The organism is Microbacterium sp. PM5 (genome assembly GCF_003293595.1).
Taxonomy (GTDB): Bacteria; Actinomycetota; Actinomycetes; order Actinomycetales; family Microbacteriaceae; genus Microbacterium.
Window position 1 is genome coordinate 3014519 of the sequence record NZ_CP022162.1, and the last position, 12771, is coordinate 3027289.

General features: G+C 68.6%; 10 protein-coding genes. 9 read left to right on the forward strand and 1 reads right to left on the reverse strand.

The features are described 5' to 3' along the window. Positions 1 to 29 precede the first annotated feature (29 nt). From CEP17_RS14240 to CEP17_RS14250, 3 genes are all read left to right on the forward strand, one after another. On the forward strand, positions 30 to 2207 hold the full coding sequence (locus CEP17_RS14240) for a DEAD/DEAH box helicase (protein WP_112932703.1): 2178 nt from the start codon (positions 30 to 32) through the stop codon (positions 2205 to 2207). Between the two features lie 112 nt (positions 2208 to 2319). Then, positions 2320 to 3348, forward strand: coding sequence for a 6-phosphofructokinase (locus tag CEP17_RS14245; RefSeq protein ID WP_005048745.1), 1029 nt, complete (start codon positions 2320 to 2322; stop codon positions 3346 to 3348). A gap of 254 nt (positions 3349 to 3602) precedes the next feature. Beyond that, positions 3603 to 4517 (forward strand): hypothetical protein, encoded by a 915-nt coding sequence (locus CEP17_RS14250; RefSeq protein WP_051039420.1) that lies wholly within the window; start codon positions 3603 to 3605, stop codon positions 4515 to 4517. 170 nt (positions 4518 to 4687) lie between these two features. Here the strand turns inward: CEP17_RS14250 and CEP17_RS14255 are convergent, their stop codons facing one another. Continuing rightward, on the reverse strand, positions 4688 to 6811 hold the full coding sequence (locus CEP17_RS14255; protein ID WP_112932704.1) for a S9 family peptidase: 2124 nt from the start codon (positions 6809 to 6811) through the stop codon (positions 4688 to 4690). 176 nt (positions 6812 to 6987) lie between these two features. Here CEP17_RS14255 and CEP17_RS14260 point away from each other — a divergent pair, with 176 nt between their 5' ends. The 6 genes from CEP17_RS14260 (at position 6988) to CEP17_RS14285 (ending at position 12709) form a co-directional block, all read left to right on the forward strand. Beyond that, a complete protein-coding gene (locus CEP17_RS14260; RefSeq protein ID WP_112932705.1) occupies positions 6988 to 8328 on the forward strand; it encodes an inorganic phosphate transporter in 1341 nt (446 codons plus the stop codon). After that, positions 8328 to 8660 carry a hypothetical protein gene (locus CEP17_RS14265; protein ID WP_036289744.1) on the forward strand — a complete coding sequence of 111 codons (333 nt, stop codon included), beginning with the start codon at positions 8328 to 8330 and terminating at the stop codon, positions 8658 to 8660. Before CEP17_RS14260 ends, CEP17_RS14265 begins: the two co-directional genes overlap by 1 nt. An 81-nt stretch (positions 8661 to 8741) precedes the next feature. Then, entirely contained in the window at positions 8742 to 9647 is a 906-nt protein-coding gene (locus tag CEP17_RS14270) for a metallophosphoesterase (protein ID WP_112932706.1), read from the forward strand. A 79-nt stretch (positions 9648 to 9726) separates the two neighbouring features. Further along, on the forward strand, positions 9727 to 10122 hold the full coding sequence (locus tag CEP17_RS14275) for a MerR family transcriptional regulator (protein WP_039414645.1): 396 nt from the start codon (positions 9727 to 9729) through the stop codon (positions 10120 to 10122). Beyond that, positions 10119 to 11105 carry an aldo/keto reductase gene (locus tag CEP17_RS14280; protein ID WP_112932707.1) on the forward strand — a complete coding sequence of 329 codons (987 nt, stop codon included), beginning with the start codon at positions 10119 to 10121 and terminating at the stop codon, positions 11103 to 11105. Before CEP17_RS14275 ends, CEP17_RS14280 begins: the two co-directional genes overlap by 4 nt. Before the next feature lie 146 nt (positions 11106 to 11251). Beyond that, positions 11252 to 12709 (forward strand): aspartate ammonia-lyase, encoded by a 1458-nt coding sequence (locus CEP17_RS14285; RefSeq protein ID WP_036315616.1) that lies wholly within the window; start codon positions 11252 to 11254, stop codon positions 12707 to 12709. The last annotated feature ends 62 nt before the right edge of the window (positions 12710 to 12771 follow it).

Here is a 12771-nt window from a genome sequence, read left to right on the forward strand (position 1 = left end):
CTTTCCGGCGCTTCACGCTCAGGAGGAGCATGCCGACCACGGCATCCACTGCCACCGCGTCCCGCCGACGCGGCTCGTCCCATCGCGGGTCATCCGCCCGTCGCGACGACGACGCCCCGCTGATCCCGATCCTCGCCCGCAAAGTGCGCGAGGTCGAGGCGAAAGCCCAGAAGGGCAAGCTGGGTCCGACCAACCGCGTCAAGTTCCAGGTCATCGCCTTCCTCGTTCGCGAGGAGCGCGCGCGGGTGAAGGCTGACGAGGCCGTACCCACAGCGGCGCGGGCCGAGCTGCTCAAGCGCCTCGACGGCGTCGCGACCATCCTCGCCAAGACCGCCGCGCGCGACACCTCGCTCATCCAGCTGCTCGAGGTCGATCAGGCCACCTCTCCGGTCGCCAAGCGCATGCGTCGCGACTGGCTGCTCGAGTCGGGCGCGGAGCTGCCCGATGACGAGCTGATCATCACCGATGCGGCGCCCGCCGCCCAGAGCTGGGGACAGACCCCGGTGGTTCCGGCCGCGCTGGCCGAGCGCCAGGTCGTGCCGCCGCAGATCGAGGCGCGCCGCGAGGCGAATCCCTTCCTGGCGCCCGACGTCGCGCTGCGCGCACCGGCATCCACGGCCCGCCGCCGGCTGGACGGCTGGGAGTTGATGGGGCCGCTGTACAAGGCGTTCGAGACGGGGGCCGGCGGCGCCACCGCCTCCATGGAGCTTCCGCCCGTCCCCGAGTTCGATCGGATCTCTCCCAAGGGGCTCGAGATCATGCCGCACCAGTCCCGCTTCCTGGAGGCGGTGCGAGCCGGTCACCGGTCGTTCCTTCTGGCCGACGAACCGGGCCTCGGCAAGACCGCCCAGTCCGTGCTCGCCGCCTCCGTCGCCGATGCGTATCCGCTGCTGGCGGTCGTGCCCAATGTCGTCAAGATGAACTGGGCGCGTGAGGTCGAGCGGTGGACGCCGCAGCGACGTGCGACCGTCATCCACGGCGACGGCGACACCGTCGACGCGTTCGCCGACGTCTTCATCGTCAATTACGAGGTGCTCGATCGGCACCTGTCCTGGCTCGGCTCGCTCGGCCTGAAGGGCATGGTCGTCGACGAGGCCCACTTCATCAAGAACCTCAGCTCGCAGCGTTCCCAGAACGTGCTCGCTCTGGGCGGGCGCATCCGCGAGCAGGTGCGCAACCCGCTGATGCTCGCCCTCACGGGAACGCCGCTGATCAACGACGTCGAGGACTTCGACGCGATCTGGCGCTTCCTCGGCTGGACCAACGGCGAGAAGCCGGGCCCCGAGCTCATGGAGAAGCTCGACGCGACCGGATTCACACCGGCGGACAAGGCTTTCTACCCCGAGGCGCGCGACGCCGTGATCTCGATGGGCATCGTCCGTCGCAAGAAGAAGGACGTCGCAGCCGACCTTCCCGACAAGCTCGTCGCCGACCTGCCGGTGGAGCTCGACGACGAGTTCGGACGCTCGATCCGCGAAGCCGAGCGTGAGCTCGGGTCGCGCCTGGCGGCCAAGTACCGCCGCATCATCGAAGCGCGCGGCGACAAGGTGCTCATCGGCGAGGTCGACGAGGACATCGTCCGCCTCGTCGCGCACGGCGAGCTCGAAGAGGCGAAGGCGTCGGCCGCCGGCGCGGACAACGTCTTCACGATGGTCCGCAAGATCGGTCAGGCCAAGGCGCACCTCGCCGCTGACTACGCGGTGCAGCTGCAGCGCTCGGTCGGCAAGGTGGTGTTCTTCGCGAAGCACATCGACGTGATGGATGCCGCAGAGGCGCACTTCGCGGCATCCGGCCTGCGGACGATCTCGATCCGCGGTGATCAGACGACGACCGCCCGCCAGCAGGCCATCGACGCCTTCAACACCGACCCCGGTGTGGCGATCGCCGTCTGTTCGCTGACGGCGGCCGGCGTCGGACTGAACATGCAGGCGGCATCCAACGTCGTTCTCGCCGAGCTCTCGTGGACCGCCGCCGAGCAGACCCAGGCGATCGATCGGGTGCACCGCATCGGTCAGGACGAGCCCGTCACGGCATGGCGGATCATCGCCGCGCACACGATCGACACGAAGATCGCGGAGCTGATCGACTCGAAGCAGGGGCTCGCCCAGCGCGCCCTGGACGGCGCCCAGCTCGACCCCACCTCGAGCGATTCCGTGCAGCTGTCGGCGCTCATGCACCTGCTGCGCCAGGCGCTCGGCGCCGCCTGAGGCGGGCCGGGATTATCGACGGCGGATGTGGTGGCATCCGCCGTCGATACGGCGATAGTGTCGAGGAGGCAGCGTCGCCGAATCACATCCCGAATCACCAAAGGATCTCCACATGAAGATCGGTATCCTCACCAGCGGCGGAGACTGCCCCGGACTGAACGCGGTCATCCGCGGTGTGGTCCTCAAGGGCACCACGAACTACAACATCGAGTTCGTCGGCATCCGTGACGGCTGGCGTGGCGTCGTCGACGGCGACTTCTTCCCGCTGACCCGGCACGAGGTCAAGGGCCTCTCGAAGGTCGGGGGCACCATCCTCGGCACGAGCCGCACCAACCCCTACGAGGGTCCGCGCGGCGGCGCGGAGAACATCGCGAAGACGCTCTACGGCCACCACATCGACGGGATCATCGCCATCGGTGGCGAGGGCACGCTCGCCGCGGCCAACCGGCTGTGGAACGACGGCATCAATGTCATGGGCGTGCCCAAGACGATCGACAACGACCTCCGCGCCACCGACTACTCCTTCGGTTTCGACACCGCCGTCAACATCGCCACCGACGCCATGGATCGCCTCCGCACCACCGGAGACTCGCACCAGCGCTGCATGGTCGCCGAGGTCATGGGCCGGCACGTGGGGTGGATCGCCCTGCACTCCGGCATCGCGGCCGGTGCGCACGTGATCTGCATCCCCGAGGTGCCCATGTCGATCACCGAAATCGCCGCGCAGGTGCAGAAGGCGCATGACCGCGGTCGCGCGCCGCTCGTCGTCGTCTCGGAGGGCTTCACGCTCACGGGCATGGACGAAGCCTTCAGCGACAAGGGGCTCGACGCCTTCAACCGCCCTCGCCTGGGCGGCATCAGCGAGGTCCTGGCGCCCGAGATCGAGCGTCTGACCGGCATCGAGACGCGTGCGACCGTGCTCGGTCACATCCAGCGCGGCGGCTCGCCCTCCGGTTTCGACCGGGTGCTCGCGACGCGCCTGGGTCTGCATGCCGCAGACTCCGTCTACGAGCAGGCCTGGGGCCAGATGGTCTCGCTGAAGGGCACCGACATCGTGCGGGTGCCGTTTGCGGAGGCTCTCGGTGAGCTGAACACGGTGCCGATCTACCGCTACGAAGAGGCCGCCGCGCTCTTCGGCTGAGCCCGCCACCGGGACACCGCAGATTCCGTGTCCCACTTTTCGCTGGCGTTGTCCCACTTCCGCCGTGCCGTGTCCCACTTTCTGCTGTGCAGGAGGCCACCCGACAGCAGGAAGTGGGACACGTCCTGTGCGAGGGTCACTCTCACTGACCACGCCCTACGCAGGTTCCTCCCCGGTCGGCGTCGGGCTCTGAGGTTTCCACCGTTCGGTGCTCAGCCACCAGAGCATCGCTGCGCACGGGTGACGCTTGCGCGATGACGACCTCGAGCGACCTGCCGCTGAGTCTGCCGGACGCGTTCACCGTCGCGCAGGCGCGAGATGCGGGCGTGAGCCCCGGGCGGCTGCGGGGACGCGATCTGTCGCGTCCCTTCCACGGCGTCCGCGCGCGAGTGGAGCCCACTCCTGGCTCGCTTGAGGCATCGTGTCGGGCGCTGCTGCCGAGGCTGCGCAGCGGGCAGTTCTTCAGCCACGAGACCGCCCTGTATCTTCTCGGGGTGCCTCAGCCGGAGTGGCCGTATGAGCCGACCATCCACGTGTCCACCCACCGTCCTGCGCGCGAACCCCGTACTCACGCCGTGGTGGGTCATCGGCTGCAGCTGCGAACGCCGGCCCACACGACGGTGGGCGGGATGCCGGTCGAGCACCCGGCGCGTGCCTGGCGTCAAACGGGCACGCTCTGGCGGCTCGATGACCTCGTTGCTGCCGCAGATCACCTGATCTCAGGCCGGAGCCCGCTGACGGATGCGGCCGAGCTTCGGGGTGAGATCGAGGTGATGGGGGACGTGCGCGGCGGAATTCTCCGCAGGGCGCTGGCGCTCGCTCGCGGTGGCGTGCGCTCTCCTCGCGAAACGCGCTTGCGGTTGCTGCTGAGTCGCGCGGGCCTGCCGGAGGCCGAGGTGGCCTGGAACCTGTTCGACGATCGGGGGACGTTCGTCGCGGAGCTCGATCTGGCCTTTCCCCGCTATCGTCTCGCGGTCGAGTACGACGGCCGCGTCCACGCTGACGATGCGCGTCAGTTCGCGCGCGACGCCGACCGGTGGGCGGCCATTCGCGGCCTGGGTTGGCAGCACGAGCGGGTGCTGGCCCATCACCTCGTCGGCGATGGCCGGCTCGCGGTCGCGATGGTACGAGAAGCCCTGCAGCGTGCGGGGTGGACGCCCGGGCGCTGACGCCGAGGCACAGAGGCGCGGCGCCGGAACTGTGTGTCCCACTTCCTGCTGCCTGGGAGCGCTGTCAAGCACAGGTAATGGGACACGCCTCGGCATAAGTGGGACATGCCTCGGCATAAGTGGGACATGCCGCGGCGTGCGGGGGGGGGGGCAGGTGCGGGAGGGCGGAATCAGTCCTCGGCGAGGCCCAGCACGTCGAGCAGCCAGGCGAGCTCGAAGGCGCGCTGCTGCCAGGAGTTGTAGCGCCCGGAGACACCGCCGTGGCCCGCGACCATCTCGCACTTGAGCAGTGCGTCAGCACCGACCTCGCGCAATCGCGCCACCCACTTGGCGGGTTCGACGTAGTAGACGCGGGTGTCGTTGAGCGACGTGGTCGCGAGGATCCGCGGATACGTCACTCCCTCGCGCACGTTCTCGTATGGCGTGTACGACTTCATGTACGCGTAGACCTCGGCGTCGTGCAGCGGATCGCCCCACTCGTCCCACTCGATCACCGTCAGCGGGAGCGAAGGATCGAGGATGGTCGTCAGGGCGTCGACGAAGGGGACGTCGGCGAGGATGCCGGCGAACAGCTCGGGGGCGAGGTTCGCGACCGCGCCCATCAGCAGACCGCCCGCCGAGCCGCCCTCGGCGACGAGGCGGTCCGGTGCGGTGACGCCCGTGTCGACCAGGTGGCGCGCGACCGCGACGAAGTCGGTGAAGGTGTTGCGCTTGTGCTGCAGCTTGCCGTCCTCGTACCACTGGCGTCCGAGTTCGCCGCCGCCGCGAACGTGCGCGACGGCGAAGATGACGCCGCGATCGAGCATCGACAGACGCGCGACCGAGAAACCGGGTTCGATGGAGTGCTCGTAGGACCCGTACCCGTAGAGGTGGAGCGGACGCGGCGCGTCCCCCGGCTCGCCGAACGAGCGCTTCCACACGATCGAGACGGGCACGCGGGTGCCGTCGGATGCCGTGACCCACTCGCGCCGCTGCCCGTAGGCCGACGGATCGTATCCGCCGAGCACGGGCTGGCGCTTGCGCAGGTGCAGCTCACGCGCCGCCACGTCGTAGTCGTAGACGGTTCCCGGGGTGAGGAACGAGCCGTAACCGAGCCGCACCACGGGTGGGGCCCATTCGGGATTGCCGCCGGCTCCGGCGGTGTAGAGCTCCTCCTCGAAGGCGAGCTCGTCGATGCTGCCGGTGGCGTAGTCCAGGATCCCCATTCGCGACAGCCCGTCGCGTCGGTACGACACGACCCCCCAGTCGCGGAAGGCGGACATATCCAGCACGCGCCGCCCGGGAGTGTGGGCCAGCACGACGTCACGTTGGCCCTGTGGATCGGATGCCGCGACGCGCACCAGTTCGAAATCGAGCGCGCCGTCGTTGTGCACGATGTAGAGCACGTCCTCGCCGCCCACGACGGCATGGGTGGCCGAGTACTCGACGCCTTCTCGACGCGGCCAGATGGATCGCGGCTCGGAACGCAGATCGGTCGCGTCGACGAGGTACTCCTCGGTCGTGATGGAGGAGCCCACCTCGATGACCAGGTACTTCTCGCTGCGCGTGAAGCCGGCACCCACCCAGTAGCGCTCGTCCGGCTCGTGGAACAGGCGCGCGTCGGCTGCGGCATCGGTGCCGACCTCGTGCAGCCAGACGGTGTCGGGTCGCCACGCGTCGTCGACCGTTGTGTAGACGATGTACCGGCCGTCGGGGGAGAACGACGCTCCCGCCGAGGTGTTCTCGATGACGTCGGGCAGGTCCTTCCCGCTGACGAGGTCCCGCACACGCAGCGTGTAGCGCTCGTCGCCCTCCACATCGACGCCGAAGAGCAGTCGAGAACTGTCGGTCGAGACGTCGAAGCTGCCCAGGGAGAAGAACTCGTGACCGTCGGCCTCGACGTTGCCGTCGAGCAGGACGATCTCGCCCGGGACGTCGACGCCCGGCGTCAGGACAGGAGGCGTCCAGTCGTCGGGGCCGGCCAGAGGCGCGCGGCATTGGATGCCGTACTGCTTGCCCTCGACGGTGCGCCCGTAGTACCACCATGCGCCCTGACGCGTCGGAACGGACAGGTCGGTCTCGAGGGTGCGAGCCTTGATCTCGTCGAAGATGCGCTGGCGCAGCCCCGCGAGGTGGGCCGTGCGCTGCTCGGTGAAGGCGTTCTCGGCTTCGAGGTGCGCGATGACTTCGGCATCCTCCTTCTCCCGCAGCCACTCGTAGTCGTCTCGCACCTCGTCGCCGTGATGACGGCGAAGCGTCGGACGGGCGGCGGCTACGGGGGCGGACAGCGGCGTGGAGGACGTCTCTCGGGTCACCGCTCCACGCTAATCCACGCCCGGCGTGTCGGGGCGGGATCGCCGTTCTGCGAGGGGCCTTGAATGTGGGAGTATTTCTGTGGTCCGGTTGCCGGAGAATGAAACCACGGTGAACTCTTCGTTCGCATCGCCGATTCCGTCGGCTCCCTTCCTGTGAATCCCGACGAAAGCGAACTGTGGAAACCGCTGCCCTCATCGTCGTGCTGGTGATCGTGCTGGCGCTGTTCTTCGACTTCACGAACGGCTTTCACGACACCGCGAACGCGATGGCCACCCCGATCGCGACCGGGGCGCTCAAGCCCAAAGTCGCCGTTCTGCTCGCCGCGAGTCTCAACCTCGTCGGCGCCTTCCTGTCCACCGAGGTGTCGAAGACGATCTCGCACGGGATCATCCGCGAGGACCAGATCGAGCCGCTCGCGTTCTTGCCGATCATCTTCGCCGGCCTGATCGGTGCGATCACCTGGAACATGCTGACCTGGCTGCTGGGTCTGCCCTCCAGCTCCTCGCACGCCCTGTTCGGCGGGTTGATCGGGGCGACGCTCGTCGGCGCGAGCGCGGCGGCCATCGATTTCGGCATGGTGCTGAGCAAGGTCGTCCTGCCGGCATTGATCGCCCCGTTCACGGCCGGTGTCATCGCCTTCCTGGCGACGCGGCTCGCCTACGCGATGACGCGTCGCTACGACAACAAGCCCGACGGTCGCGACGGGTTCCGCTGGGGCCAGATCTTCACCTCCTCCCTCGTCGCCCTCGCCCACGGCACGAACGATGCGCAGAAGACGATGGGAGTCATCACCCTCGCGCTGATCATGGCGGGCTGGCAGAGCGGTGCCCATGCCGACCCGCAGCTGTGGGTGATCCTGGCCTGTGCGTTCACGATCGCGCTCGGCACCTACATGGGCGGCTGGCGCATCATCCGTACGCTCGGCAAGGGGCTCACCGACGTGAAGCCCGCACAGGGCTTCTCCGCCGAGACGTCCACGGCGGCGACCATCCTCGCCTCCAGCGCGCTCGGCTTCGCACTGTCGACCACGCAGGTCGCCTCCGGTTCGGTGATCGGCTCCGGACTCGGTCGGCGCGGCTCGAAGGTGCGCTGGCGTACCGTCGGGCGCATCGCCGTGGGGTGGGTGCTGACGCTGCCCGCCTCCGCCGCCGTCGGCGCCTTCGCGGCCCTGCTGGTCGTCTGGTTCGGAAGTGCCGGCATCGTCGTCGACGCGGTGCTCGCCGTCGCGATCATCGTAGGTCTGTTCCTGCGCTCGCGCCGCGATCACGTCGACTCCTCCAACGCGATGAGCGAGGTCGCCGATTCGGGTCTCGCCGTCAAGGTCAAGCGCAACCCGCCGCCCACGCGTCGCCAGCGCGCCATCCTGCGCGCGGAGCGCGCGCAGGAGAAGGCGGAACGCGCCAAGGAGCGAGCGAAGAGCACGGCGCCCCGCGGAAAGAAGCCCTCGCCCACGAAGTCCTCGGCCACGAAGCCTTCGGTCGAGAAGTCCGGTGCTGAGAAGACGGGGGAGCGCTGATGGGTATCAGCATCGACTGGTTGGCCTTTGTCCAGGTCTTCGCCGCCGCCTTGATCGGTGCGCTGCTCGTCGTCGGCTTCTATGCGGGCGGTCTTCGGCTGCTGGTACGTGGCGGACGGGCGCCCATCGTCGCTCCCGCGGAGTTCACCGACGCGATCACCGTGATCAGCGAGAAGGAGGCGCGTCGTGCGGCCAAAGCCGCCGCGAAGGCGGCGAAGAAGAGCCCTCTGACCGACGGGCAGAAGCGTCTGGCGCTGATCGGCGCCTACCTGTCGTTCGCGCTGTGCGGCGTCGCGGTTCTCGCTGGACTCGCCCTGATCGTCCTGCACTGATCTGCCGGCGCCGCGGGCGCCTCACGCCGAGAACTGCGGGAGGGCCCGCGCCGCGTCGGCGGCGGCGCCTAGGCTGAGCTCATGGCCCCCGACTCGTTCTCGTTCGGCATCCATCCACCCGCCCAGCGCGTGATCGTCCATCTCAGCGATACGCATCTGCTCGCCGGGAATCGGCCCCTCGGTGGCCGATACGACACCGCCGCCAACCTCACCGCGACGTTGGCGGCAGTCGAGCGCACCGGCGTCACGCCCGACGCCATCGTGTTCACGGGCGACCTGACCGATCTGGGTGAGCCGGACGCCTACGCCGCCCTGCGCGCCGAGGTCGAACCCGTCGCTGCGCGGCTGGGCGCGCCCATCGTGTGGGTCGCGGGCAATCACGACGAGCGCCCCGCGTTGCGTGCGGGACTTCTCGACGAGGCGCCGAGTCTCGAACCCGTCACCGGTGTGTGGGACCTCGGCGGACTGCGCCTGATCGCTCTCGATTCCTCCGTGCCGGGGTGGCATCACGGCGACCTGGATGCCGCACAGCTCGACTGGCTCCGCGGCATCCTCGCCGAACCGGCGCCGCTGGGCACCGTGCTGGCTCTGCATCATCCGCCGCTGCCGAGCCACATCCCGTTCTTCGATATCCTCGAACTCCGTCATCAGAGCGAGTTCGCGGCGGCGCTCACCGGCAGCGACGTCCGCGCCATCCTCGCCGGACACCTCCACTACGCCACGGCGGGCACCTTCGCCGGCATCCCGGTCAGCGTCGCATCGGCGACCTGTTACGCGATGAACCTCCAGCGTCCGCCGCAGGAGGTCAACGGCATGGACGGCGGACAGTCCTTCCATCTCGTGCACGTCTACGACGACACCATCACGCACAGCGTCGTCCCGGTCGGTGAGGCCGAGACGGCCGAGGTCTTCAGCGAGGAATGGACACGGGCGATGGCCGCACTCGACCCGGAGGAGCGGCTCGAGGCCTTCTCCCGAAAGCGCTGAGATCGCGAGGTGTCCCGGGCGCGGCAGATGCGCTCATGCGGCTTGACTTCGAGTGCACTCGAAGTTCTACCGTGGGGACATGACCCTGCTCCCCGTCCCCGCGCGCGAGGGCGTCTCGATCGCCGAGGCCGCCGCCGCCACCGACGTCTCGACGCACACCCTGCGCTACTACGAGCGCGAGGGGCTCATGCTGACGCCGATCGACCGCGCCTCCTCGTCGCACCGCCGCTACTCGGATGCCGACATCTCCTGGGTGCGCTTCCTGACGCGGCTGCGCCTCACGGGCATGCCGATCGCCGGCATCCGCGCGTACACCGAACTCGTGCGCAGCGGCGAGTCGACCATCGCCCAACGGCGGGAGCTGCTGGTCGCGCATCGTGAACGCGTGCGCGCACAGCTCGACGAGATCACCGCGAGTCTGCGGGCCATCGACCACAAGATCGACATCTATGACAAGGAGATCGCACACTCATGAAGACCACCACTCTGGGAAGCGCCACCCCCATCGAGGTCAGCCGCCTCGGTCTCGGCCTGATGGGAATCAGCGCCTTCTACACCGGCGCCGGACAGGACGATGCGGATGGTGCACGCACCATCCTCGGGGCCCTGGATCGCGGCGTCACCTTCCTCGACACGGCGGAGATGTACGGTCCGTACACGAATGAGGAACTGCTGGGCACGACGCTCGCCGACGCCGGACGCCGCGACGAGGTCGTCATCGCCACGAAGTTCGGCACGGTTCGCCACACCGCGGGCGGTGAGCGCGGATTGGACGGAACTGCGGCCAACGTGCGCCTGGCCGTCGAGGGGTCGCTGCAGCGTCTGCGCACCGACCGCATCGACATCTACTATCAGCACCGGATGGATCCGTCGACCCCCATCGAAGAGACCGTCGGCGCGCTTGCCGAACTGATCGCCGAGGGCAAGATCCGCGGCTACGGACTATCGGAGGCGTCGGTCGCGACGATCCGTCGTGCGCACGCGGTTCATCCCGTCACCGCGGTGCAGACGGAGTACTCGCTCTGGACCCGTGACCCCGAGGCGGAGCTGCTTCCGACGCTGTCCGAGCTGGGCATCGGGTTCGTGCCGTACTCGCCGCTGGGCCGCGGATTCCTCACGGGCACCATCCGCTCGCTGGACGTGCTCGACGACGACGACTTCCGCAAGAGCAACCCGCGCTTCGCCGACGGCGCGCTGCAGGCGAACCTCGCGATCGTCGACGCCGTCGAGAAGGTCGCCGCGGATGCCGGCGCCACCCCCGCTCAGGTCGCGCTGGCGTGGCTGCTGGCGCAGGGGGAGCACATCGCGCCGATCCCCGGCACGCGAAAGCTCACCCGTGTCGAGGAGAACATCGCAGCGGTCGATCTGGTGCTGACGCAGGACCAGCTGGCCGCGCTGGCCGCCGTCGGCTCTCCGGTCGGCGACCGCTATGCCGACATGTCGACGGTCAACCGCTGACCGTCGGGGTGCCCTTCGTCGCGGCCTCGGCCTCGGCGGAGGGCACCCGTCTGTGCGGTGTACGCCGTGTACACCGGATGCGCGTCGTCGTCGCGGGTAGGCTCGACCGCGACCACCCGAGGCGACGACCCAAAAGGACTGCACTCATGGCACCTGCCGCAACGACGCGCACCGAGACCGACTCCCTGGGATCGATGGAGATCCCCGCCGATGCCTACTGGGGCATCCACACCGCACGGGCGCTCGAGAACTTCCCGATCTCCATGCGCCCGATCTCCGTGTACAAGGACCTCGTGACCGCGCTCGCGATGGTCAAACAGGCTTCCGCCCGCGCGAACCTGGAGATCGGAGTGCTCGACGCCGAACGCGCCGATCTGATCGACCGCGCCGCCCAGCGGGTGATCGACGGAGAGTTCCACGACCAGTTCGTCGTCGGCGTGGTGCAGGGCGGTGCCGGCACCTCGACCAACATGAACGCGAACGAGGTCATCACCAACATCGCCCTCGAACTCGCCGGACGTCCGAAGGGCGACTACGCCTATCTCTCACCGATCGATCACACCAACCGCTCGCAGTCGACCAATGACGTCTACCCGACCGCGGTGAAGGTGGGGCTCAGTCTCGACCTGAAGACCCTCCTGGAGGAGCTGGACCTCCTGCGCCAATCGTTCCTCGCGAAGGCGGTCGAGTTCCACGACATCCTCAAGATCGGTCGCACCCAGCTGCAGGATGCCGTGCCCATGACCCTGGGCCAGGAGTTCCACGGGTTCGCGACGACCCTCGGCTACGACCACCAACGCCTGACCGAGAACGCGTACCTGCTCTTCGAGATCAACATGGGCGCCACCGCGATCGGCACCGGCATCACGACCCACCCCGGTTATGCGCCCGCCGTCCTACGCCACCTGCGGGAGATCACGGGCCTCGACCTGGCGACCGCCGACGATCTGGTCGAAGCCACGAGCGACACGGGGTCGTTCATGTCGTTCTCCTCGACCCTCAAGCGCAACGCGATCAAGCTCTCGAAGATCGCGAACGACCTGCGCCTGCTCTCCAGCGGTCCGCAAGCGGGCCTGGGGGAGATCAACCTGCCCGCGCGTCAGGCCGGATCGAGCATCATGCCCGGCAAGGTGAACCCGGTGATCCCCGAGGTCGTCAACCAGGTGGCGTTCTCCGTTGCCGGCGCCGACCTCACCGTCACGATGGCCGTCGAGGGCGGGCAGCTGCAGCTGAACGCGTTCGAGCCGATCATCGCCCACTCGATCTTCCAATCGATCACGTGGATGCGCCGCGCCATGCGCACCTTCCGGATCAACTGCGTCGACGGCATCACCGCGAACCGTGAGCGTCTGGGGGCGATGGTGGGCTCATCTGTCGGAGTGGTCACCGCGCTCACGCCGTTCATCGGCTACGCCGCCTCGGCAGCGCTCGCCAAGACCGCGCTGCTGACCCATCGCAACGTCGGCGACCTCGTCGTCGAGGCGGGGCTCATGACCCGCGACGAGGTCGACAAGCAGCTCTCTCCGGCGCGGCTGTCGGGCCTGGAGGCGATCACGCAGGCCATTCCCGTCGTACAGCCCGCCGAGAACCTCGTCGAGAGCTGACGAACCCTTTGCGCGAGACGCACGCGGGCCGATAGCGTCACTGTCAGCAACGCGCCGCACCG

Coding starts and splice junctions, on each gene's coding strand:
- CEP17_RS14245 (WP_005048745.1), top strand. CDS start 2,320: ATGAAGATCGGTATCCTCACCAGCGGCGGAGACTGCCCCGGACTGAAC.
- CEP17_RS14265 (WP_036289744.1), top strand. CDS start 8,328: ATGGGTATCAGCATCGACTGGTTGGCCTTTGTCCAGGTCTTCGCCGCC.
- CEP17_RS14250 (WP_051039420.1), top strand. CDS start 3,603: ATGACGACCTCGAGCGACCTGCCGCTGAGTCTGCCGGACGCGTTCACC.
- CEP17_RS14270 (WP_112932706.1), top strand. CDS start 8,742: ATGGCCCCCGACTCGTTCTCGTTCGGCATCCATCCACCCGCCCAGCGC.
- CEP17_RS14240 (WP_112932703.1), top strand. CDS start 30: ATGCCGACCACGGCATCCACTGCCACCGCGTCCCGCCGACGCGGCTCG.
- CEP17_RS14285 (WP_036315616.1), top strand. CDS start 11,252: ATGGCACCTGCCGCAACGACGCGCACCGAGACCGACTCCCTGGGATCG.
- CEP17_RS14275 (WP_039414645.1), top strand. CDS start 9,727: ATGACCCTGCTCCCCGTCCCCGCGCGCGAGGGCGTCTCGATCGCCGAG.
- CEP17_RS14280 (WP_112932707.1), top strand. CDS start 10,119: ATGAAGACCACCACTCTGGGAAGCGCCACCCCCATCGAGGTCAGCCGC.